The following is a 21,169-nucleotide window of genomic DNA, read 5'->3' as shown; positions in this document are numbered from 1 at the left end:
CCGTGCCGAAGGACTGCCGTTCTCCGTGTCGTCTGTGGAACCTGGACGGATCAGATCGACTGACGACACCATCAGCGATCCACGCCTTGCCCAACGCCGGGCGCAAGCACCTCGTCGAGCTCCGCGAGTAGATGTGCGCCTCGAGGGCGGTCACCGATCGTGGTTGGTCCAGTACTGCTCCAGCTCCGGTCCGAGTTGCTCTGCCTGCTGCACGGGCAGTGAATGGGTGGTCTGTGGCCAGGTGGTGACCGCTTCAGTCCCTAGAGAACGGGCCCGGGCGGCGGCCGCGGTGCCGCCCGCCAGGGACTTGTCGCTGGCGAGATCCACACGTACCGGAACCGACAGTGATCGCCATTCCTGGTCGGTGAAGATCCGCGGAGCCAGGGTGGCCGCAGCGTAGTGTTTGGATCCCTCGTCGACCATCCCTGAGAGTGGCGTACGTTGTTGCACCTCCTCGACCGAGACACCGCCGATCTCGGCCAGCGCTCGATCCTTCCACTGCTGCGGCACGGGCAGGATCAGCAGCGCCGACCACAGGTACATCGATGTCGGTAGCTGGTGCAGCACCATCACCGGTTCGAGCAGGGTCACCGACGCGACCCGGCCGGGATGGGCACGTGTGTAGGTGGCCGCGATGGCCCCGCCGAAGGAGTGGCCGACCAGGTGGACGCGGTCGAGGTCGAGACCGGTGAGCGTCTGCTCCACCCAGGTGGCCTGGTCGTCGAACGAGGTGACGGGCACCGACTGGGTCGATAGACCGGCGTCCCCGATCGCGTCCATCGCGTAGAGGGTGCGGCGGCCGATCCAGTGGATGAGGTTGTTGGCCCACATCGGCGTCCCGGAGCGGATCCCGGGCAGTAGTACGACCGGCAGGGCGACTCCAGGCGCGTCACGGGTGGCCATCCACTCGTACACGCGCACAGAGCCGTACCCCGTGGCGACGTCGTGGATGTGGGTCGGCACCGGCAGGGTCGCCATCACCTCGTCGTAGGCGGCCCGGTAGGACTCGAATCCTTCCCGGCTGCGCCAATGCCCCACTCCCCGGCCCGGCGCCACGACCGCGACAGCCCTGTCGACCAACAGGCATGCCACCACCAGGGCCAGCAGGGCCTTCAGCGCACCGCAACGGCTGGTGCCGCGAGTCGAAGCGTCGCTCGTGATCACTCCTGTGGTTCCCGTCCGTCCATGGCGGTCACTGTGCCGCGTCGAGTCGAGCGTTCACACCATCGCCACGAGCTGATCGCGGCCTGCGACGCCGAGCGCCCCGCCGAGCGCCGCGGCGAGGCAGTCGAACGGATCGTCGGCATCGAGCGTGCCGAGGGCGGCGGCGAGCTCCGGCACCGTCCACGGTCCGTCCCGGTCGACCCCCGGTGCCGGTGACCACCGCGACGCGACCCGCAATGTCCTGCATCTCTGCTCCTCACTGCCCGTTGGTGGAGTCGCCGCTCGCTCAACTTCATCAGATGCTGTTGTACACTTACTGTACATACAGGTCGAGTGCAATACTTCACGCCATGACCGATGAGATGGGCCGGCGGGAACGCAAGAAGCTCGCCACGCGGCAGGCACTGATCGACGCGGCGGTGGAGCTGTTCACCGAGCAGGGCTTCGAGAAAACCACCGTCGCGCAGATCGCCGAGCGCGCGGACGTCAGTACCCGCACGTACTTCTTGCACTTCGAGACCAAGGAGGACGTGCTATCCGGTGAGGGCGACGCCCGGGTGGAGCTCGGCCTGAAGGTCATCGCCGAACGAGTCCCCGACGAAGGCCCCGACGAGGCGTTCGCGCGGGCGATGCGGGCAATGATCGACCAAGGCGAGCCAGGGGAGACCGAGCTCGGGCGCCTGCGGTACCGGATGGCGCTGGAGGCACCGAGCGTCCGGGCGAACCTGCTGCACCGCCGCCACGAGGCGGAGCGCCAGTTCGCGGTAGCACTGCTCGAGCGGTTCCCCGACGAGCTCGACGAGATCGGCGCGAACGCCACCGTCGCCGCCGTCATGGCCGCCACCTATGCCGCGGCGATCACCTCTCTCCTCCGTGGCCGGCCAATGGAGGGCATCCAAGATGCGATGCGCCGGGCGGTCGAGATCGGCATGTGGGGTCGCCGCCGGAACGGCTAGCTAAATGCACTTGCTGTAGAATTGCACTCATTATACCTTGGTCTGGTGCCGCGATGGCGACCGGCTACGGCTGAGGAGCGAGATCGCGGCCGGCCAGACCCAGCTCACAGACGCATCCCGAGGAGGAACAGGTGGCACTGACGCACTGGGCGTTCATCTACACCGCAGCGGGCAGCCCACCCGAGGGGCGGTTCACCACGGAGGACACCGGCGCCTGCCGGACCGTGCTCGTCGGCATCCCGAGCCCCGACCACGTCCTCGAGGTCGTCAGACAGCTGGTGGGTGACGGCGTGCAGCTCATCGAGCTGTGTGGCGGGTTCGGCCCGGTCTGGACGGGCAAGGTGATCGAAGCGATCGACGGCGCCGTACCGGTGGGCATGGTCGGATACGGCCAAGAGGCTGTCGACCAGGTCCACGCCATCTTCGCCTGACCCGCGCCTCGGCTGCCCGTTCAGATCGACGCGCTGCGGCGGCAGGCCACGACGCGGTGGCCCCTATGCCCAGAGTCCCGCCGGAGAGATCCGCAAGATGCGCCGGGCGCCCGGCCCAGCAAGGATCTCTGGCGGCAGCTCCGAGGCCCCTGTTTCCCACCACAAGCGGCAGCCCTGTCAGTCGCTGCCGGAACAACGAGAACGGTGACCACACATGTCGATCGAGGCGAACAAGGCCGTCGTCCGCCGTTGGCTCAACCGGGAGACCCGGATGGAGGTCGTCGACCCTGGCCACTACCGGGTCGTCGACACCCCGGGCATCCCCGACACCGACGACTTCGACACCATCATGCGATACGACGAGCAGGATGACTCCCGGAAGTATCTCCAGGACGTCACTGTCGATATCGGGGACATGATCGCCGAGGGCGACAAGGTGGTCCTGCGGATGAGCGCGACCGGCACCACGACGGCGCCGTTCACACACATCACCACGGGCGTCACGATCCCGGCAGGCAAAACGATCACGCGCCGGATCATCACCATTCTCACGGTGGATGACGGCAAGGTCGTCGAGGAACGGACCCACGAGGACCGGCTGGGCGTGCTCGAGCAACTCGGCCTGCCCCCGTCCATCCAGTAGCGCAGGACCTCCCGGACGACACGCGCAGGTCTGAGATCTGAGGAATGCGAGCGGACAGCTGACAGACTCCGCCGCGGGTGTGGGGACGCGACTTCGCGGGCGCTCGCGGAGAGATCAAGCGTCGGCACCTCGAACCTGGACGGGACCGCGTTGGTGCAAGGAGAAGCGGGCGTACTCAACCGACGCTCCGTCCCAGCTCGGTGGTGAGATCGCTCCAGGTCGGCCAGGCGACCCCTGTCTCCTGTTGCAGCAGCGCGCCGGGCAGCGTGAACGGCGGCGCCTTCTCAGGCCGTCGCTTCGCCTGCCCGACAATGGCGTCGTACAGCGCGGTCGTGACATCGAGGCGCGGGAACTGCTGACCCGTCAGCTCGGCGAACGATTCAGGCAGCGCAGCCGGTCCGCCACCCAGATCGGCTCCGGCCCCCACGCTGACCAAAGCGATCTCCGGTCGCTTGCGGGCCGCGAGGTCCGGGCTGGTGTGCAGCGCGATCGCATCCCACACGACCTCCACACGATCCTCGCTCAGGCCCTGCTCGCGGAGATGGTTCGCGGCGAGGTCGGCGCCGTCGAGCTCGAACCGCTGCTCGCCGTCCCCGCGATCGGTAAGCCCGATGTCATGCAGGACCGCGCCGAGGTAGAACAGCTCGTCGTCGTAATCGCCATCCATCCCGACCTGCTGGCCGAGGAACCGGCCGTAGAGATAGGTCCGGACGCTGTGGTGGAAGATCGCCGGACTCGCGAGCTCACGAACGAACGCAGTCGCGGCGTCGGCCAATGGGGTCCGGGGCAGGCGCAGGCTGGAAGTCAACGGTTCACCGCCAGGTCGGCCGCAGCCAGGATCGGCAGTACGCCGGGGACGGCAACGGCTGTGTAGGCGCGCCACAGGTACGGTGCACCCGGGATATCCGAGATGGCGCTTGCGGTGTTCAGCTCAATGACAGTGCGTGTCGTAGACATCTCGCTCCTCTGATGTGCCATCGAACCCTGGCCTGCGACCTCCGACCGTCGCCACAGTTCGACGTCTCCTCCTGGTGTGTTGCCCGATCGACATCAGCCAGTCTCAAATCCTGTGGTCGCGGCGACGTGCGACGGCAGCGGACCGGCGAAGTCGCCGGTCGACAACGTCGCCGCGGGCTCGACCAGCATCAGCACCGCACCAGCGGCCGAGCTGGGGCGATGCTCAACTCCTCGTGGCACGACATGCACGTCGCGGGGTCCGAGGCGGACGAGCTGCACCTCGTGCGACGCGTTCCGCCAGTGGATGTCGAGGTGCCCGGACAGGACGATGAACACCTCGTCGGTCTCGGGGTGGGCGTGCCAGACGTGCTCGCCCACCACTTTCGCGAGCTTGACCGCCCAGTCGTTGACCGTCGCCAGTACCCGCGGCGCCCACAGCTCGTCGAACGAGGCGAGCACGCGGTCGATGTTGATGACGTCGCTACTCATGAGACCCATCCTGTGTCGTGTGTTTCCGGTGCGGCGGCCGCCGGGGACGGCTACAGCAGGTGTCGTAGGTGGTCCAGCTTGGTGGAATTGCTGGTGATGGCGATCTCACGAATGCGTGGCTCGCCGACGGTGTCTTGGCCGACGATGATGACGATGGCGTGCCGTAGTTCGCCGTCGACGGACACCAGGAGGCCTGGTCGACAGTTCAGGGACACCGGGTGCAGAGCGACGCGGCCTGTGAATCTCTGCGCGGTGCCGACGAGGAACCGGCCGACGAGTTCTCGACCGATGATGGGTTTGCGCGCTGTGGTGACCTTTCCCCCGCCGTCGGCCACGATCCGGACGTCATCGGCGAGCAGATCGATCAACGGTTGGACGTTCCCTGTTTCGGCTGCGACACGAAAGGCGTGGACCAGACGCTTCTCGGTGCTCGTCGGGACGGGCGCGGTCGATGGTTCGTCGCTCTGGAGTACGGCCCCCGCCGCGCGGAGGCGACGGCGTGCGCGGCTGGTGAGCTGTCGTGTGGCGGGCGATGTCCGGTCGAGCATGCGTGCGATGTCGTCGTGGGGGACGGCGAAGACGTCATGCAAGAGGAAGGCCGCTCGCTCCAGCGGTGAGAGCTCCCTGCAGGGCGGTCAGGAAGACGTACTCGATCTGGGCTGCGCGCTGGACGCTGTCTGCGGGGCTGGTAGTGGAGGCGCCCGTCAGTACTGGTTCGATGAGTCGGGGGCCGGGGTAGATCTCCCGCTCACGGCGCCGGAGGACGTCGATTCCCAGCGTCGTGGCCGTGCGCGCCAGGTAGCTTCTGGGATCGCGGACGGTGGCACGGTCGACGCGTTGCCATTTCAGGTAGGCCTCCTGGGCCACGTCCTCGGCGTCGTGCACCGAGCCCGTGAGCTGGTAGGCGAGTTGGCGCACGAGCGGGGCATGGGCCAGGAACACCTCGTCGTCCTCCGGGCACGGAGCGTCGTGGCCGCTCATGCGAACTCCAGGGTGCGAGGCGCCCGATACTGGTGGGCGAACCGGAAGGGCACCACTCCCACGAGCCGGTTGACGATCTCGTTGCCCACGGCGCCGGATCGCCCGGACCAGTAGACACCGCGGGGCGAGTCATCGGCGTGCACGAACTGGACGAGGCCGTGCCCCCGACCGAGCGAGAGACACTGCGCCGCGAACCCGAAGCGGAACGGTAGGGGGTCCCGGCCTGTCAGGGACCGGAGGACCTGGGCGACGGTGTGCGCGGCCATCGGGACCGACAGGGCGCAGCTTCGCCGCAGTCCCGGCCTGGTCTCGAACGCCGCGCAGTCGCCGGCCGCCCACAGGCCAAGAGCGTCCCGGACGGCGGTGGTGGCATCGACGACGACCCGTCCGTCCTCGGTCACCGGTAGCCCCGAGTCGCGAGCGAGCGGCTGCGCGACCAGGCCCGTCGTATCGATCACTAGATCGGCCCGGAGTGAGGCCAGACCCGCGAGATCGACCCGCCCGTCCAGCACGCGCACCCCGAGCGAAGCGAGCCGGGCCCGCACCGCCTCGCCGGCGTGCGGGTCGAGCCGGGAGGTGACGTCCTCGGCCGCGTGCAGGGCGATGTCCAGGTCCGGCCGAGCGGACCCGATCTCCGTCACGGTCTCCAATCCGGTGTGTCCGCCACCGACCACGGCCACCCGGCTCCTCGGGCGTAGAGCTTCGATCTCCCGGCGGGCGACCCGTGCGGACTCGGCCGTATCGATGCGCACCGTGCCGGGCCGGGGAGTAGCCCCGCCCGAGCCGGTCGCCAGCACGATGGCATCTCCGCAGAGCTCGGCGCCGTCGCCGAGCTCGACCCGGCCGGGTTCGACTCGGCGGGCCGACCCGTCGACGACCTCGATCCGCCGGTCGACGATGTCCCGTAGCGCGCGGTCGGCATGCCGACGCGTGCCCGCAGCCACCTCGTGCAGGCGTATGCGATGTACGAACACTCCGCCGGGGCTCACCAGGGTGATCCGGTGCCCCGATCGCCGCAGCCAGGTCGCGGCCAGGAGCCCCGCGTAACCGCTACCAAGGACGATGACGTGCTTCATACGCCTACGACGCAGAACGACAGCAGGATGTGACACGAAGGGTCGTGAGTAACACCCGCCACCCACTTGTTGCGGCCCGGATCCGCGAGTGGCGTCGTCAGCGATTGGTGGTCGCTCAGCGATCCCGGCCCACAGCACGCGGATCCGGCGTCGCTGCAGAGAACATCGACCCAGCGGCAGCGGCTCGGAGGCGTCCAGCGCCGTAGCGGTCACCGCGCCTCGGCGGCGCGCCGGAGCCCGTCGGCCTCAAGTTCCACATAGCGCCGGGAAAGACGCCCGAGGAAGGGCTGCACCAGCGGCGCGAGCGCGCCTCGCTGCTCGAGTCCGAGCCGCAGGCAGGTGGTCCCGCCCTGCCCGGGCCGCAGCGAATGAGTGCCGGTCGTGAACACGCCGGTCGCCGAGGCAGTCCAGGTGAGCTCGCGCTCCGGGACGAGTTCGGTCACCGTCCAGATCATCGGGGGGAGCCTCGGCTGGACGATCCGCACCCGACTCCCGGGTGTCAGGCCGCCGTCGAGTAGCCGGACCTCGCGCATCGACTCGGTCCATCGCGGCCAGTCCGGGGGGTCGGTGAGCACCGCCCACAGCCGGTCGATCCCGGCGTGCACGTCGCGTTCGACGGACAGCTCCATCGCTCCTCCTCGACTATTTGTGCCAGATGGTACAGATCGCGTACCGTCTGGTACATGTCCGACCCGGCCAGATCGCCCAAGAACGAGCTGCTGCAGGCGGCCGTCGAGCACTTCGCCGAGCACGGAGTGGCGGATCGCAGCCTCCGGGCGATCGCGGCGGCGCTCGGGACCAGCCACCGCATGCTGATCTATCACTTCGGCTCCCGGGAGGGCCTGCTCGCCGAGGTCGTGGCCGCGGTGGAGGCGGGCCAGCGGAAGACCCTCGCCGGTCTTGCCGCGGAACCGGGGACCGCCCCGTCGGAGATCGTCACCCGGTTCTGGGCGACGGTCGCAGCGGCCGCACAGCGCTACGGCCCGCTGTTCTTCGAGCTCTCGGCGCACGCCATGCAGGGGCAACCGCACGCCGACCGGCTGCGGGAGACTCTGGTCGACCCGTGGCTCGACCCGATCGCCGACATCTTCGAGCGCGCCGGCGTGGGCCGCACGGAGGCTCTGACCAGCGCCCGGCTCAGCCTCGGCGTCGCCCGCGGACTGCTGCACGACGCCCTGGTCACCGGCGACACGGCCGGCGCCCACGCGGCGATGGCGGCCTTCGCCGAGATGGCGCTCCCCACAGAAAATGCACTCGCTACATAGCTATAGCTACTATATAACTACACTCACTGGCGCGTGAACCGGCGCGCCCCTGCATCTCGGGAGTCCTCGTGTCCCCTACCCACACCCGCCGCCCGGCGGTGGAACCGGTCGGAACGTCGCGATGAGCGGGGTCGTCGTGGTCGGGGCCGGCCCGACCGCGCTGCTGCTCGCCGGTGACCTCGCCATCGCCGGCGTCGATGTCACCGTGTTGGAGCGGCGGCGCGAGGAGTCGCCGCTGACCCGGGCGTTCGCCGTGCACGCCCGCACCCTGGAACAGCTCGACGCCCGTGGGCTCGCCGACGACCTGGTCGCCACCGGCACCACCGTCGACGAGTTCCGCCTGTTCGGCTCGGTCTCGGTGGAGCTCACCGAGCTGCCCAGCCGGTATCCGTTCCTCCTGGTCACGCCGCAATATCAGGTGGAACGAGCGCTGCGGGCCCGGGCGGGGGCCGCCGGGGTGTCGACCCGCCGAGGGGTGCGGGTCGACACCGTCCGGGACCGCGGCGACGCCGTCATCGTGGGCTGGACCGCCGACGACGGCAGCACCGGCGAGACCGACGCCGCCTACGTCGTCGGCGCCGACGGCCACCACAGCACCGTCCGCACGCAGCTCGGCCTCGACTTCCCCGGCGAGTCGGTGGTGCGCTCGCTCATGCTGGCCGACGTCCGGATGACCGATCCGCCACCGGACGTGCTCACCGTCGACGGCAACGAGTACGGCTTCTGCTTCGTCGTGCCCTACGGCGACGGCTGGTACCGGGTCATCGCCCGCCGGTCCGGTTCCGAGCTCGCCGACGACGCCCCGGTCGCGCTCGCCGAGATCGCCGAGGTCGCCCGCCGGGTGTTCGGCACCGACTTCGGGATGCACGAGTGCCGCTGGATCTCGCGGTTCCACAGCGACGAACGCCAGGTCACCGCCTACCGGACGGGGCGGGTGCTGCTCGCCGGCGACGCCGCGCACGTGCACTCCCCCGCCGGCGGGCAGGGCATGAACACCGGCCTGCAGGACGCCGCCAACCTGGGCTGGAAGCTGGCTGCCGTCCTCGACGGGCGCGCTCCCGACGGGCTGCTGGACACCTACGACGCCGAACGCCGCCCGGTCGGCGCCGCGGTCCTGCGATTGTCCGGCGGGTTGATCCGGGCCGCGCTGCTGCGCGCCGCACCGGCCCGCGCCGTGCGCAACCGCCTCGCCCGCACAGTCCTCGGCCTTCCACCGGCCGGGCGCCGGGTACGCGGGATGCTCACCGGCATCGGGTTCTCCTATGCCCGCGCGCCCGGCGACCACCGCCTGGTCGGCACCCGGATGCCGGACGTCACCGGCCCCGGCGGTGTCCGGCTCTACGAGGCGCTGCGCGGTGGCCGGTTCGTCCTCATCGGTCCCGGTGGACCGCAGCGGCCGAGCAGCGCGGCGGCGTTCCTCGAGACCACGGCAGGGCCGTACCGCCTGGTCCGCCCGGACGGCTACGTCGGCTGGGCCGGCGACGACCCGGCCGGGCTCGGGACCGCACTGGCCCGCTGGGGTGCCGGCCCCGCGCCGCTGTCGCCGGAGGTGCGCTCGTGAGCATCGACCGCATCCAGCTGCCCAGCGGTGAGACGGTGACCGTGCTGCGCAACGGCGCGAACACCGGCGGCGCCGCGTTCGAGATCGAGGCGCTGCTGCCGCCGGGGCTTTCCGGCCCGCCCGCGCACCGGCACCGCCGGGGAACCGAGGCGTTCACCGTGCTCGACGGCGAGCTGCGGGTCCGCCTCGGCCGGGACCGTCGTGTGCTCGGCCCGGGAGAGACGGTGACCGTGCCACCGGGCACGGTGCACGCCTTCTCCAACCCCACCGACCGGCCGACCCGGATCCGCATGGTCGAGACCCCGGCCGGTCCGCTCGAACCGCAGTTCCGCGCGCTCGCCGCCGCGGGCCGGTTCCCGCCGCTGCGCCGGCTGGCCCGGATCAACATCGAGTACGACTACGACTACGTCCAACACGGACTCCCGGAGGTCCTGCAGCGGCCACTGTGGCGCCTGCTTGCGGGAAGGACGCCCCGATGACCAGCGCGTTCGTCTCCGACACAGCCCGGGACCGCTTCCACCGCGCCTACCACGCCGCGCTGAGCCACCTGCCCGAGCCGGACGCGGAGCACGACGTCGCGACCCGCTACGGAACGGTCCGGGTCTACCGGTTCGGCGACGGAGCCGAGCCTCCGCTGGTCCTGCTCCCCGGCAACGGCGCGACGACGGCGCTGTGGCTGCCCAACATCCCGGTGTGGTCGCAGCACCGCACCGTGCTCGCCGTCGAGCCCCTCGGCGACGCCGGGCCGAGCGTCCAGGACCGTCCGATCCGGACCGCCGAGGACCAGGCCGCCTGGCTCGCCGACACCCTCGACGGCCTCGAGGCCGGGCCCGCGCACCTGGTCGGGGTCTCCTACGGGGCGTGGCTGGCCGCGAACCTCGCCGTGCACTCACCGGACCGGCTCGCGTCGCTGACTCTCATCGAACCCGCCCAGGTGGTGTCCCGGTTCCCGGTGACGTTCCTGCCGGTCGCGCTCGGCGCCTCGCGCGCCGCACCGGAGTGGCTGCGCCGCCGGGCGCTGCGCTGGATCATCGGCGGCGGTTCGCTGGACACCCCGACCGGGCACGTCAGCACCGCCGTCGCCGCCGGGCACCGCACCGCGCTCCCGCCGCCCGGGCTGCTGTCCGACGAGCAGCTGCGCGGGCTCACCATGCCGACGCTGCTGCTGCTCGGTGCCGAGAGCCGTACCCACGACGCGCGCCGCACTGCCGAGCGGGCCCGGGCTCTGCTGCCCGACGTCCGGGTCGAGGTCGTCCCCGGTGCCGGGCACTCCCTGTCCGGACAGCGCGCCGATCTCGTCAACGCCCGCGTCCTCGACTTCACCGTGTCCTGCCAGGAGTAGCCCATGCCCACCCTGACCCACGACGGACCCGACGGCGCCGTCGCCGTGCTCGATCTCGGCGACACCGAGAACCGATTCCATCCCGACCTGCTCGCGTCGGTGAACGACCTGCTCGACCAGGTGAGCGCCTGCGACGGCCCACGGGCGCTGGTCACCACCGCGACCGGGAAGTTCTTCTCCAACGGCCTCGACCTCGACTGGATGTCGGCCGCCGGACAGCGCGCCGCGGACAATCTCGCCGACGTACACGCCCTGCTTGCCCGGCTGCTGGCCCTGCCGATGGTCACCGTCGCCGCGATCGGCGGACACGCCTTCGCCGCCGGCGCCATGCTGACCCTCGCCCACGACCTGCGGGTCATGCGCGCCGATCGCGGCTTCTGGTGCCTGCCCGAAGCCGACCTCGGGCTCCCGTTCAGCCCCGGAATGTCCGCACTGATCACCGCCCGGCTCGGGCCGGCCCGGGCACACGAGGCGATGGTGACCGCGTACCGTTACGGCGGACGGGACGCCCGCACCGCCGGCATCGTCGACGACACTGCTGACGCCCATCAGGCCGTGCGCGACCGCGCCGTCGCTCTCGCCGCCCGGCACGCCGCGAAGGCCGGACCGGCCCTGGGCACGATCAAGACCACCCTGCACGCAGCGGTGCTGGCCGCACTGCGCGACGTCGAGGCGGTGCCGGCGTGACCCCCTCGTTCCGCGACACCGCGGCCGACGTGATCGTCGCCGGTGTCGGACCCACTGGGCTCGCGCTCGCCTGCGGGCTCGCCGCGGACGGGGTCCGGGTGCAGGTGCTCGACCGCGCCGACGCCCCGGCCACCACGTCGCGGGCGAACATCCTGCACGCCCGCGGCGCCGAGGTCCTCGCCCGCCTCGACGCCCTCGGCGACCTCCCCCAGCGGGCCGTCGCCCCGATCGGGATCCGCATGCACGTCCGCGGACGCCACCTCACCACGATGACCTTTGCCCCCGACGAGCGCGAGACCGTCCAGGCGCTGTTCGTCTCCCAAGCCGCGGTCGAGCAGCAACTCCGCGACCGGCTCACCGAGCTGGGGGTCGAGATCAAGTGGGGCCACGGTGTCGAGAGCCTCGCCCAGGACGCCGACGGCGTCACCGTCCGCACCACCGGCGGCGCGCAGGTACGGGCGTCCTGGCTGGTCGGCTGTGACGGCGCGCACAGCCGGGTGCGGGAGCTGGCCGGGATCGGCTTCCCCGGCGTCCCCGTCGTGGAGCGCTTCCTGCTCGCCGACGTGCACGCCGACGGTCTCGCCGGCCGGGAGCACTCCGCGGGCTGGTACCACCGCGACGGGATCCTGATGGCGATGCCGATGCCGGACCCGTCCGGGAACCTGTGGCGGCTCATGGCCAACGTCGACGACGACGGCCGGCACCTGTCCGGCGACGAGGTCGTCCGGGCGTTCACCGAGCTGCTCCCGGTCCGGGCGGAGATCACCGGGGTGCGCATCCACGACGCCGTGTGGACCTCGGTGTTCCGCATCCACCGCCGGCTGGCCGACGACTACCGCCGCGGCCGTGTCCTGCTGGCCGGCGACGCCGCGCACATCCACTCCCCGTTCGGCGGGCAGGGGATGAACACCGGTATCGGCGATGCCGAGAACCTCGCCTGGAAGCTCGCGCTCGTCGTGCGCGGCGAGGCCGGGGTGGAGCTGCTCGACACCTACACCGCCGAACGGCGCCCGGTCGCCACCGAGGTGCTGCAGCGCACCACGACGAACACCCGAGCGCTGGTGGCCGAGGGCCGGCTGGCCCGGTTGCTGCGCGACCACGTCCTGGTCCGGATCCTCAACCTCCCCGCGGTGCAGCGCCAGGCCACCCGGGCCGCCTCCCAGCTGGGGGTGAGCTACCGGCGAGGACCGCTGGGCGGCCGTGGCCGAGCGCCGCGCCCTGGCGACCGGGTCCCCGACCGGGCGGTACGGCTCTCCGACGGCACGCCCAGTACCCTGACCCGCGAACTCGGTCCGGACTGGGTGCTGCTGACCGGCCGCACCGACGCACGGCTCACCGCCGCGGTCCGCGACGCGCTGCCCGGGCAGGTCCGTACAGTGACCGACCCGCAGCACACCGGCGGTGACGCGCTGCTCGTCCGCCCGGACGGCCACCTGCTGTGGCGCGGCACCGACCCGGACCGGCTCACTCGCCGGCTCGCCGACCTGTGGCCGAACCGGAGCAAAACACGCCGGTCCGGTGCTTCCTCGGCACCCGGCGGTGGACACCGATGACCGCCCGGAAAGCGATCGACACCGCGGCCGCACGGAAGCGCCGTTGGGTCAACAGGTTCCACCGCTACGTCGCGAATCCGACGATGCGACGGACGGCCGGCTTCATTCCCGGCCACGCAGTCCTGGAGACGACCGGCCGCAGCTCGGGCCTGGCGCGGCGCACGCCGGTCGGCGGACGGCTGATCGATGGCAGTTTCTGGCTCGTCAGCAACCACGGCCGGCACTCCCACTACGTGCGCAACATCGACAGCGACCCTCGGGTGCGCATCCAGCTCAACGGCCGCTGGCATACCGGTACCGCACACCTGCTCGACGCCGACGACGCCGAAGCCCGACTGCGGAAACTCCCAGCCCACAACAGCGCCCTCGTCCGCGCACTGGGAACAGATCTGCTGACGGTCCGCATCGATGTGGACGGGATCGCAGCGGGCCGGGACCGGACAGCCACGTGAGCCACTATCTGTTCGCCCTGACCGACGGCGGTGGCACCGTGCCGCCGGAGGTCGGTGTCGCTCGACGACTCGTCGATCGGGGACATCGGGTCCGCGTGCTCGCCGAGGCGTCGATGGAGAACGAGATCCGGGCCATCGGCGCCGAGTTCGTCCCCTGGGAGCCGGCGGGCCCAGCCTCCGGGAGCGCCCCCGCGGCCGCGGCCTACCGCGACTGGGAGACCCGCAATCCCTGGACGCTGGCCCGCGGAATGTCCAACCACATGATCGCCGGACCCGCCCGCGAACAGGCCCGGCGGCTCCTCGCCGCGGTCGACACGGAGCGTCCCGATCTCGTCGTCTGCTCGTTCGTGGCCTTCGGGGCGATGGCCGGGGCCGAAGCAGCCGGCGTCCCGTTCGACGTGCTGGTTCCCAACATCTACCCACTTCCCGCTGCGGGGCTGCCACCGACGGGCACCGGATGGCCCCCTGCCCGCACCGAACTCGGACGATTCCGAGATCGCGCGGTCAACGCGGCGACGACCCGAATGCTCAGCCACTTCACCGTTCCCCGTCTGAACGAGCTGCGGACGGACCTCGGGAGCGCGCCCCTGCAGGTGATCTGGGACCAGGTGCACCACGCCCGCCGTCAACACGTGCTCACGAGCAGGAGCTTCGACTTCCCCGCGGAGCTGCCGCCCACCGCGTCCTACGCGGGGCCGATGCTCGACGACCCGGTATGGGCCCACGCCGACGACTGGCCGATTCCGGCCGGCACCGGGCCGCTGATCCTCGTGGCCCTCTCCTCGACGTACCAGGCGCAGCAGCGGTGTGTGCAGAACGTCATCGACGCGCTGGCCCGCCTGCCGGTACGCGGGCTCGTCACCACCGGCCCGGGCCTCGATCCCCGCGACCTGCGCGGACGCGCTCGCATCGAGATCGTCCGCTCGGCGCCGCACACACAAGTGATCGACCGTGCCGACCTTGTTGTCACCCACGGCGGGCACGGCACCGTGATGAAGGCGCTCGTGGCAGGTCGCCCGATAGTCGTGCTCCCGCACGGCCGCGACCAACCGGACAACGCCGCCCGGGTCATTGCCCGGGGCGCCGGACTGACCGTCCGACGGACGGCATCGCCGGCGAGGATCGCCGGCGCCGTCCAGAAGGTGCTCGCCTCCCGCTCCTACACCGACGCCGCCCGCCGACTCGGTGACCGCATCCGCGCGGAGGTCACCCGGAGTCCACTCGTCGACGAACTCGAGCGCCTGTGCCCTGGCGGCCCGCCGTACCGGTGGACGCCCCACCCGGAGGGACCGAGATGACCACGAAGTACCCGAACCTCACGGCGGCACAGGAGAGCCTGTTCCTGACGCTGGCCGGCAGGGCCCTCGACAGTCGCCTCCCACGGCCGTTCCTCGGCGATGTCACGTCCGACAGGACCATCAGCGAGCTCGAGTACGACCCCTCGGTCTTCCACATCCTGAGCACCGACCTCCGCGACCCGAGGAACAAGGTCTTCGAACTGGCCGTTCGAGCGAAGAGGCTTGACGAGATCGTGCGCCGCTTCGTCGCCCGCCAACCGGAGGCGGTCGTGCTCGATCTCGGCGCCGGCCTCGACAACCGGATGCACCGGATCGGGACACCATCGGACGTCGACTGGTACGACGTCGACTTCCCGGAGGTCGTCGCGCTCCGGCAACAGGTCCTCCCGCAACCGGCGAACGCGCATCCGGTCGGAGTCGATCTCCGCACCGACCACCGCTGGCTCGACGAGATTTCCGCCGACCGGCCCGCCGTGATCGTCGCCGACGGGCTGATCCCGTTCCTCTCCCAGACCGATCTGGTGACGCTGCTGAGCCGGCTCACGCGGCACTTCCCGTGCGGCGAGCTGGCCTTCAACGGCTACACCCCGCTCGCAGTGTGGGCGATCAAACATCTGCGCATCGCCGGCCCGCTCGACGTCGAGGCGGCGGTCAATCCGGGCTTCTTCAACCCGCACGAGCCCGAACGGTGGGGCGTCGGCCTGCAGCTGGTCGAGGAGATCGCCATCGCGCGGGCACCCGAGGTCGCCGACCTGCCCCCAGTCACTCGGTTGGTACACCGCGTCGCGGGCCGGATCCGCCCGGTGTCCCGCCTGGTCGCGACCGTGGTGCTCCGGTACCGCTTCCGGCGCGGGAACGGCGGCGGAGAGAGGTGATCAGGCATGCTCACTCACCGACCCGGTCCCGGCCGCGGCGGAGCCGGAACGCCGGGACCGACTGCATCGCAAGCAGCCCGCCCGCCAGCCGCCAGGATGAGTGGCACCTGGCCCCGGCGACGACACCCCGGACAGTGCGTCTCCTCCGGCACCCGAGCGCGATGAGCACGTCGACCGTGCCCTGCACACGGTTCTCCGCGAAGGGCTCGCCCACCAGCAGCGCCGCGCCCGGAGATGAGCCCGACGTTCCGTTGGCTGCTGCCGACACCGCACCAGCGATCGTCGCTGCCCCGCACGCTGGACTCACACACCGTTGGGTCGCCGATCTCGAAGGTGGTCTTCGTGAGCACGGGATAAGCAGACCGCGACCCGCTGCGGCCTCACGCTGATACAACGGCCACCAGCGGGTCCGGGTCCGGGCGGCGGGTACCTGCGGCGTCCTCGACCGGCAGGCCCTCCCGTGCCCACCACTCGAAGCCGCCGATCATCTCCTTGACGCCGATGCCCAGGCTGGCGAACGCGGCCCCAGCGCGGTTCGCCCCGTTGCATCCAGGCCCCCAGCAGTAGACAACGACGGTCGCCCCGGCTGGTATCAGAACGCGTGCTCGGGTCGGTATGTCGACATGCGGGCAATGCACGGCGCCCGGAACGTGGCCCTGCGCGTACGCCGCACCGGACCGGACATCAACGATGACCAGGCCCGGAATGCCCGCCATCAGGTCGGCGTGGACATCGGACGGGTCGGTTTCCAGCGCCAGCCGGGCGCGGAAATGGCGTTCGGCAACGTGGGAATCGGAGGCCGGTACCGCAAGCACCCGACTCGCTTGGGCGATGGTCGTCATGAGGCCACTGAGCCTTTGCCAACCTGATCACGCGCTGGCGATCATGAGGGTCTGAACTGCGGCGATGAGCCTGTCGGCGGTGTTCGGGCTGGACCGGATCTTGCGCAGGACTCGCCAGTTCTTCAGCTCGGCGTTGACCGCTCGCCCGGTCCGCGACGGTGGGCGTGGGCGGTGTTCACGTCCTTCTGGTGTCGCGACAGCTTCCGGAATCGGCCGGTGTCGGGGTCCTTACGTCGACGCCGCTGCGGCACGGCGACCGTAGGACCGGCGCCTTGGTAGGCGGTGTCGGCCGCGGCGGGGATCTCATGCTCGGCCAGGGCGTCGATGATCCCGTGCTCGCGGGCTGCGCCCATGTCGTGCCGCGCGCCCGGCATCGGCGGGGAGATCCACACCAGGCGGCCGACCGGGTCCGCGATGACCTGCACGTTCAGTCCGTGGGCTTTGTGCTTTCCAGAGTAGAACGCCCGGTCGTAGCCCGATGCCATCCCGACCCGGTCGATGCGCAACAGGGTGCCGTCGAGGATCACGAACGCCTTCCGTTTCGCGACCTCGATGGCTTGTTCCAGGGTGGGGGCCTTCGCGGCGAGCAGCTCGATCCCCTCCTGGATGTAGCGGTAGACCGTGGAGGTGCCGACCCCGAACCCGCAGGCCAACTCGGCGTAGGTGTCGTTCTTGCGCAGGTGCGCGACCACCAGCAGCGCCTGGCGGCCGGCGGCGAGCTTGCGCCACCGGGTTCCACGGGCGGCGCGGTGTCCGCGCAGGAGATCGGCGAGCAGGTTGAGCGCGCGGCTGGACACGGTCATCCCAGACGGGTAGGACAACACCTTGAAGCTCCTGGTGGGACGTGTTGATCTAGTCAATCGCCCGTCTACCAGGAGCTTCACCCATTCGAGGCCACGACACGCCGCAGTCCGCTGACCAGCACGTCCACCGAGGTTGGCAAAGGCTCACTACGTGAGCGACTTGGGGTGCTCGCGGAGGAAGTCGCTGCCGCCGGTCTCACGGTTACCCTCGACGGAGGTCACCGGTTCGACACCCTCCCGGCCGTCACCGCGACCACTGCCTTCCACGTCGTCCGGGAGGCCCTGACCAACGTGCTGCGCCACTCCGGTGCATCGCGAGTGGACGTCGTCCTACAAGAAGAACCCGAGCAGGTCAGGGTCCGGGTGTCCGACAACGGCGAGGGCGAGCACGCCGCACACTCGCAGGCGCCAGGGTGGGGGATCATCGGTATGCGGGAACGGGTCGAGCTGACCGGCGGCAAGCTGACCGCAGCGCCCGGCTCCCGCGGCTTCGTCGTCGACGCGATCCTGCCGGTACCGACCGGCGGAGGTGAACCGTGACCAGCGTCCTCCTGGTCGACGACCAGGAACTCGTGCGGGCGGGGATGCGCGCGCTCCTGGAACGAGCCGACGACATCGAGGTCGTCGGCGAGTCGGCCAGCGGATCCGGCGGCGTCGCGCTTGCCCGAGCCGTCCACCCGGACGTGGTTCTCATGGACATCCGCATGCCTGGCATCGACGGGATCACCGCCACCCGCACGATCGTCGAGGACCACTCGCTCGCGAGCAGCTCGGTCATCGTGCTCACCACCTTCGACACCGGTCAGAACGTCCTGGACGCGATCCGTGCCGGCGCCGCCGGTTTCCTGCTCAAGGACACCGGGCCGGAAGCGCTGCGCGAGGCGGTGCGCATCGTCGCCGCCGGCGAAGCGCTCTTGTCCCCGGCAGTGACCCGGCGAGTGATGCAGGCTGCGGCGGCGTCCGCCCAGCCGTCGCCCGAACGCCTCGACGTGCTGACCGAGCGGGAACGGGAAGTCCTGGTCGAGGTCGGAGCGGCCCGCTCGAACACGGAGATCGCCGCACGTCTGCTCATCAGCCCGGCGACCGTGCGGACCCACGTCGGGCGGCTGCTCGGCAAACTCGACGCACGGGACCGGGCACAGCTCGTGATGATCGCGTACGAGACCGGCGTGATCCGACCAGGGGCTGAGCCGGATCCTCGACGCTAGATATCTGTGGCGGGTGCGATTTCGTCATCCAGGTTTCCTCCTCGGGCTCTCGCTCCCTGGAGGAAAGCCTCGTTGCCATGTCCTTCGAAATCCGGACATCGTGCAGTGGAGATCCTGGCTCGCACATCAACGCGACATCCGGCTGAGCGCCTACTCAACACTGAGATGGGGGGCGCCGCTCTACGGCGCTCCTGAACAGCCGGTCCAGATGTGCGTCGATCGCGGTGAGAGCGTCCTGGGGTTCGATCACGTCGAGCTCGATGAGGGGGGTGAAACCGGTGAAGGCGAGGAGCAGGTTGGTCTCGGTTGCCGGGTCGCGGTCGGTGTCGATGTGCCCGTCGGCGATGGCCTGGCGGACCAGCTGCTCGACGAGGGTTCGCCCTTGGGCGAGGCCGTGGCGTGCCTGCTCGTGTACGGCGTCGTCGTGCAGTGCCTCCAGGACGTAGGCGGCGCTCATGCGGCTGGTCGCACGGGCGTCGGCATGCAGGGGCAGCATCTCCGCGAGTGTCACCTGCAGCACGTCGCGGGGGTGCGGCCGTTCACCGAGCTTCTCCAGTCCGCGGCGTATGCGTGCGGAGGTCTGCTCGGATGCGAAGTCCATGGCGAAGGAGAGCATGGCGGTCCGGGAGGCGAAGTAGTGCTGCAGCTGCCCGAGCGACATGCCCGCCTCCTGTGCCACCACGCGCATCGTCAGCTGTGTGACGCCGCGTTGCTCCACCACCCGCCACAGCGCGCGGGCGATCGTCTCGCGGCGCCTGCGGTGGTCCACCTGCTTGGGCATGCCGGTTCCTCCCTCGTGCCCGGGGGCTCGCCAATACGGTTGACATAATACACTTGACCTATAATCCTGGTTCTACCCGCAGGAAGCGGACCTTGTGTCCGAGTGGGCACAGGAACGGATCGCGGAGGGACGTGCAGGAGCGCCGGGGGAGGGACATGTGGTGGCCAGCGGCATTCATGACGACCGGCCTCCGCTCAGGACCCTCGGCTTCGTCGTGCCCGCCCCTTCGACCAGGTGGTCTGGGACGCGGTGATGCCGGGACCAGGCGTGAGGTGACCGTCGCGACAGGAGGATTGCAGTGGACGGGGTGGTGAGGATGAGGTCCGGCGCGGTGAGGGGTGTGCCGGATGTCGATGTGGTGGCGTTTCTGGGGATCCCTTATGCCGCTCCGCTGCACGGGGCGTTGCGGTTCCGGGCGCCGCGACCGGCACCGGGGTGGGCTGGTGTGCGGGAGGCACGCGAGTTCGGGGCGTGGGTTCCGCAGCAGGCGATCCCGTCCGCTGTCTCCGGGGCCACCACCGGTGAGCTCGCCGATCTGCGTGGTGCGTCCGGCGCGGAGTGTCTGACGCTCAACGTCTGGACACCGCGAGCACGAGGCGGCGCCGGCGGTGACGGGTTGCCGGTACTGGTGTGGGTGCACGGCGGAGGTTTCGTCGGCGGCTCGGCGAACACTCCGGGCTTCGACGGCACACAGCTGGCCCGGGACGGGGTGGTCCTGGTGTCGGTGAACTACCGGGTCGGCTACGAAGGATTCGGCTGGGTGCGCGACGCCCCCTGGAACCGCGGGGTACTCGACCAGCTCGCCGCGCTGCAGTGGGTGCAGGACAACATCGCTGCGTTCGGCGGTGACCCGGGTCGGGTGACAGTGTTCGGACAGTCTGCAGGTGCGACCTCGATCGCCGCGGTCCTCGCAGGGGGCCGCGCGGACGGGGTGTTCCACCGCGGGATCGTCCAGAGTCCCGGCCACGTGTTCGTCCCGCCGGAGGAAGCGCGCGCCGTCTCCACGATGATCACCGAGGAACTCGGTGTCGCCCCGACTGCCGAGGCCCTCGCCGCCGTCCCCGCTCAAGAGATCCACGACGTGCAGTGGAACCCGGTGGCGCTGATGTCCGCCGATCCCGATGCCTGGAGTCATCCGAACAGTCCCTACGGCGTGGTCCTGGACGGTGAGTTGCTCGGCGAGTTGCCGTGGGCGGCGATGCGGCGGGGCGTCGGCCGCTGCATCGACCTGATCTGCGGATGCACCGCGGCTGAGGCTCGCATGTTCACGGCGAACCTGGACCCGGCCGCTGCCGATCCGGCCGGTGTGGCCCGTGGTGTCGGCCTGGATCCGGCCGCTGTGGACGCCTATCGCCACGCCCGACCCGGTATCGGCGACAGTGACCTGTCCACGTTGGTGCTCTCCGATGCGTTCTTCCGGCTGACCGCGCACCAGGTTGCCCGTGCCCACGCCGAGGCCGGCGGTCGCACGTTCTTCTATGAGTTCGGCTGGGTCGGGGATCCGGTGTTGGGCGCCTACCACGGTCTCGACCAGTCGTTCGTGTTCGGTCTCCCGACCGGCCCGCTCGGCTGGGATCTCGGTGCCCAACCCGGCGAGTTCGACACGCTGTCCACGGCGATGCGGTCGGCCTGGACGCAGTTCGCCGCCAGCGGGAATCCGGGCTGGCCGCGGTACCGGCCCGACGAGTGGCTGACCCGGATCTGGGACCTCCCGCCGACCGTCGGCGCGGACCCGACCGCGGTCTCGGCCGAGATCTGGCAGCGACACCACCGCACCACGACATCGCAGTGAGGAGGTACAGGTT

General features: G+C 70.6%; 25 protein-coding genes and 1 pseudogene. 15 read left to right on the top strand and 11 right to left on the bottom strand.

What is annotated here, in order from left to right; all coding sequences use genetic code 11:
- Positions 1–150: 150 nt before the first annotated feature.
- A complete protein-coding gene (locus MTO91_RS27880) occupies positions 151–1,164 on the bottom strand; it encodes an alpha/beta hydrolase (protein ID WP_281010924.1) in 1,014 nt (337 codons plus the stop codon).
- A 54-nt stretch (positions 1,165–1,218) separates the two neighbouring features.
- A complete protein-coding gene (locus MTO91_RS27875; RefSeq protein WP_281010923.1) occupies positions 1,219–1,341 on the bottom strand; it encodes a hypothetical protein in 123 nt (40 codons plus the stop codon).
- A gap of 173 nt (positions 1,342–1,514) precedes the next feature.
- Here MTO91_RS27875 and MTO91_RS27870 point away from each other — a divergent pair, with 173 nt between their 5' ends.
- The 3 genes from MTO91_RS27870 (at position 1,515) to MTO91_RS27860 (ending at position 3,194) form a co-directional block, all read left to right on the top strand.
- Positions 1,515–2,120 carry a TetR/AcrR family transcriptional regulator gene (locus MTO91_RS27870; protein ID WP_281010922.1) on the top strand — a complete coding sequence of 202 codons (606 nt, stop codon included), beginning with the start codon at positions 1,515–1,517 and terminating at the stop codon, positions 2,118–2,120.
- Positions 2,121–2,251: 131 nt separating this feature from the next.
- Positions 2,252–2,551: a DUF6506 family protein gene (locus MTO91_RS27865; RefSeq protein ID WP_281010921.1), complete on the top strand. Its 300-nt coding sequence runs from the start codon at positions 2,252–2,254 to the stop codon at positions 2,549–2,551.
- A 214-nt stretch (positions 2,552–2,765) separates the two neighbouring features.
- On the top strand, positions 2,766–3,194 hold the full coding sequence (locus MTO91_RS27860) for an ester cyclase (protein WP_281010920.1): 429 nt from the start codon (positions 2,766–2,768) through the stop codon (positions 3,192–3,194).
- A gap of 175 nt (positions 3,195–3,369) precedes the next feature.
- On the opposite strand, the gene MTO91_RS27855 is transcribed toward MTO91_RS27860, so the two are convergent.
- From MTO91_RS27855 to MTO91_RS27830, 6 genes are all read right to left on the bottom strand, one after another.
- Positions 3,370–4,002: an HD domain-containing protein gene (locus tag MTO91_RS27855; RefSeq protein ID WP_281010919.1), complete on the bottom strand. Its 633-nt coding sequence runs from the start codon at positions 4,000–4,002 to the stop codon at positions 3,370–3,372.
- 242 nt (positions 4,003–4,244) lie between these two features.
- Positions 4,245–4,640, bottom strand: coding sequence for a cupin domain-containing protein (locus tag MTO91_RS27850; RefSeq protein ID WP_281010917.1), 396 nt, complete (start codon positions 4,638–4,640; stop codon positions 4,245–4,247).
- Between the two features lie 50 nt (positions 4,641–4,690).
- Positions 4,691–5,008 (bottom strand): sigma-70 family RNA polymerase sigma factor family protein, encoded by a 318-nt coding sequence (locus MTO91_RS27845; protein WP_405422090.1) that lies wholly within the window; start codon positions 5,006–5,008, stop codon positions 4,691–4,693.
- 214 nt (positions 5,009–5,222) lie between these two features.
- The gene (locus tag MTO91_RS27840) at positions 5,223–5,621 is read right to left on the bottom strand and encodes a sigma factor (protein WP_281010915.1); all 399 of its coding nucleotides are present in this window, start codon (positions 5,619–5,621) and stop codon (positions 5,223–5,225) included.
- Positions 5,618–6,697 (bottom strand): NAD(P)/FAD-dependent oxidoreductase, encoded by a 1,080-nt coding sequence (locus MTO91_RS27835; RefSeq protein ID WP_281010914.1) that lies wholly within the window; start codon positions 6,695–6,697, stop codon positions 5,618–5,620. The genes MTO91_RS27840 and MTO91_RS27835 overlap by 4 nt, the downstream gene beginning before the upstream one ends.
- 209 nt (positions 6,698–6,906) lie before the next feature.
- On the bottom strand, positions 6,907–7,326 hold the full coding sequence (locus MTO91_RS27830) for an SRPBCC family protein (protein ID WP_281010913.1): 420 nt from the start codon (positions 7,324–7,326) through the stop codon (positions 6,907–6,909).
- A 54-nt stretch (positions 7,327–7,380) separates the two neighbouring features.
- On the opposite strand from MTO91_RS27830, the gene MTO91_RS27825 reads away from it, so the two are divergent.
- The 9 genes from MTO91_RS27825 (at position 7,381) to MTO91_RS27785 (ending at position 15,730) form a co-directional block, all read left to right on the top strand.
- Positions 7,381–7,962, top strand: coding sequence for a TetR/AcrR family transcriptional regulator (locus MTO91_RS27825; protein ID WP_281010912.1), 582 nt, complete (start codon positions 7,381–7,383; stop codon positions 7,960–7,962).
- A 121-nt stretch (positions 7,963–8,083) separates the two neighbouring features.
- Positions 8,084–9,523 carry an FAD-dependent monooxygenase gene (locus tag MTO91_RS27820; RefSeq protein ID WP_281010911.1) on the top strand — a complete coding sequence of 480 codons (1,440 nt, stop codon included), beginning with the start codon at positions 8,084–8,086 and terminating at the stop codon, positions 9,521–9,523.
- On the top strand, positions 9,520–10,002 hold the full coding sequence (locus MTO91_RS27815; RefSeq protein ID WP_281010910.1) for a cupin domain-containing protein: 483 nt from the start codon (positions 9,520–9,522) through the stop codon (positions 10,000–10,002). The genes MTO91_RS27820 and MTO91_RS27815 overlap by 4 nt, the downstream gene beginning before the upstream one ends.
- A complete protein-coding gene (locus tag MTO91_RS27810; RefSeq protein WP_281010909.1) occupies positions 9,999–10,865 on the top strand; it encodes an alpha/beta fold hydrolase in 867 nt (288 codons plus the stop codon). The genes MTO91_RS27815 and MTO91_RS27810 overlap by 4 nt, the downstream gene beginning before the upstream one ends.
- 3 nt (positions 10,866–10,868) lie before the next feature.
- Positions 10,869–11,552, top strand: coding sequence for an enoyl-CoA hydratase-related protein (locus MTO91_RS27805; protein WP_281010908.1), 684 nt, complete (start codon positions 10,869–10,871; stop codon positions 11,550–11,552).
- Positions 11,549–13,105, top strand: coding sequence for an FAD-dependent monooxygenase (locus MTO91_RS27800; protein ID WP_281010907.1), 1,557 nt, complete (start codon positions 11,549–11,551; stop codon positions 13,103–13,105). The genes MTO91_RS27805 and MTO91_RS27800 overlap by 4 nt, the downstream gene beginning before the upstream one ends.
- Positions 13,102–13,557, top strand: a complete 456-nt coding sequence (locus MTO91_RS27795; RefSeq protein ID WP_405422060.1) for a nitroreductase/quinone reductase family protein — start codon at positions 13,102–13,104, stop codon at positions 13,555–13,557. Before MTO91_RS27800 ends, MTO91_RS27795 begins: the two co-directional genes overlap by 4 nt.
- Positions 13,554–14,855 carry a nucleotide disphospho-sugar-binding domain-containing protein gene (locus MTO91_RS27790; protein WP_281010906.1) on the top strand — a complete coding sequence of 434 codons (1,302 nt, stop codon included), beginning with the start codon at positions 13,554–13,556 and terminating at the stop codon, positions 14,853–14,855. Before MTO91_RS27795 ends, MTO91_RS27790 begins: the two co-directional genes overlap by 4 nt.
- Positions 14,852–15,730 carry a class I SAM-dependent methyltransferase gene (locus MTO91_RS27785; protein WP_281010905.1) on the top strand — a complete coding sequence of 293 codons (879 nt, stop codon included), beginning with the start codon at positions 14,852–14,854 and terminating at the stop codon, positions 15,728–15,730. Before MTO91_RS27790 ends, MTO91_RS27785 begins: the two co-directional genes overlap by 4 nt.
- A gap of 380 nt (positions 15,731–16,110) precedes the next feature.
- Here MTO91_RS27785 and MTO91_RS27780 read toward each other — a convergent pair whose 3' ends face one another.
- Entirely contained in the window at positions 16,111–16,572 is a 462-nt protein-coding gene (locus MTO91_RS27780; RefSeq protein WP_281010904.1) for a rhodanese-like domain-containing protein, read from the bottom strand.
- 27 nt (positions 16,573–16,599) lie between these two features.
- Positions 16,600–17,396 (bottom strand): annotated as a pseudogene (locus MTO91_RS27775) (transposase family protein).
- A gap of 144 nt (positions 17,397–17,540) precedes the next feature.
- Between MTO91_RS27775 and MTO91_RS27770 the strand changes: the two are divergent.
- Entirely contained in the window at positions 17,541–17,915 is a 375-nt protein-coding gene (locus MTO91_RS27770) for a sensor histidine kinase (RefSeq protein ID WP_281010903.1), read from the top strand.
- Complete coding sequence (locus MTO91_RS27765) at positions 17,912–18,583, top strand: response regulator (RefSeq protein ID WP_281010902.1); 672 nt, start codon at positions 17,912–17,914, stop codon at positions 18,581–18,583. The genes MTO91_RS27770 and MTO91_RS27765 overlap by 4 nt, the downstream gene beginning before the upstream one ends.
- Before the next feature lie 154 nt (positions 18,584–18,737).
- Here MTO91_RS27765 and MTO91_RS27760 read toward each other — a convergent pair whose 3' ends face one another.
- Entirely contained in the window at positions 18,738–19,364 is a 627-nt protein-coding gene (locus tag MTO91_RS27760) for a TetR/AcrR family transcriptional regulator (RefSeq protein WP_281010901.1), read from the bottom strand.
- A gap of 298 nt (positions 19,365–19,662) precedes the next feature.
- Here MTO91_RS27760 and MTO91_RS27755 point away from each other — a divergent pair, with 298 nt between their 5' ends.
- Positions 19,663–21,156: a carboxylesterase/lipase family protein gene (locus MTO91_RS27755; protein WP_476655080.1), complete on the top strand. Its 1,494-nt coding sequence runs from the start codon at positions 19,663–19,665 to the stop codon at positions 21,154–21,156.
- Positions 21,157–21,169 lie beyond the last annotated feature (13 nt).

This window comes from Pseudonocardia sp. 2-7 (assembly GCF_056341085.1).
This window is presented reverse-complemented; position numbering and strand designations above follow the sequence as displayed.

Coding starts and splice junctions, on each gene's coding strand:
- MTO91_RS27870 (WP_281010922.1), top strand. CDS start 1,515: ATGACCGATGAGATGGGCCGGCGGGAACGCAAGAAGCTCGCCACGCGG.
- MTO91_RS27860 (WP_281010920.1), top strand. CDS start 2,766: ATGTCGATCGAGGCGAACAAGGCCGTCGTCCGCCGTTGGCTCAACCGG.
- MTO91_RS27850 (WP_281010917.1), bottom strand. CDS start 4,640: ATGAGTAGCGACGTCATCAACATCGACCGCGTGCTCGCCTCGTTCGAC.
- MTO91_RS27840 (WP_281010915.1), bottom strand. CDS start 5,621: ATGAGCGGCCACGACGCTCCGTGCCCGGAGGACGACGAGGTGTTCCTG.
- MTO91_RS27835 (WP_281010914.1), bottom strand. CDS start 6,697: ATGAAGCACGTCATCGTCCTTGGTAGCGGTTACGCGGGGCTCCTGGCC.
- MTO91_RS27830 (WP_281010913.1), bottom strand. CDS start 7,326: ATGGAGCTGTCCGTCGAACGCGACGTGCACGCCGGGATCGACCGGCTG.
- MTO91_RS27825 (WP_281010912.1), top strand. CDS start 7,381: ATGTCCGACCCGGCCAGATCGCCCAAGAACGAGCTGCTGCAGGCGGCC.
- MTO91_RS27820 (WP_281010911.1), top strand. CDS start 8,084: ATGAGCGGGGTCGTCGTGGTCGGGGCCGGCCCGACCGCGCTGCTGCTC.
- MTO91_RS27810 (WP_281010909.1), top strand. CDS start 9,999: ATGACCAGCGCGTTCGTCTCCGACACAGCCCGGGACCGCTTCCACCGC.
- MTO91_RS27805 (WP_281010908.1), top strand. CDS start 10,869: ATGCCCACCCTGACCCACGACGGACCCGACGGCGCCGTCGCCGTGCTC.
- MTO91_RS27795 (WP_405422060.1), top strand. CDS start 13,102: ATGACCGCCCGGAAAGCGATCGACACCGCGGCCGCACGGAAGCGCCGT.
- MTO91_RS27785 (WP_281010905.1), top strand. CDS start 14,852: ATGACCACGAAGTACCCGAACCTCACGGCGGCACAGGAGAGCCTGTTC.
- MTO91_RS27780 (WP_281010904.1), bottom strand. CDS start 16,572: ATGACGACCATCGCCCAAGCGAGTCGGGTGCTTGCGGTACCGGCCTCC.
- MTO91_RS27760 (WP_281010901.1), bottom strand. CDS start 19,364: ATGCCCAAGCAGGTGGACCACCGCAGGCGCCGCGAGACGATCGCCCGC.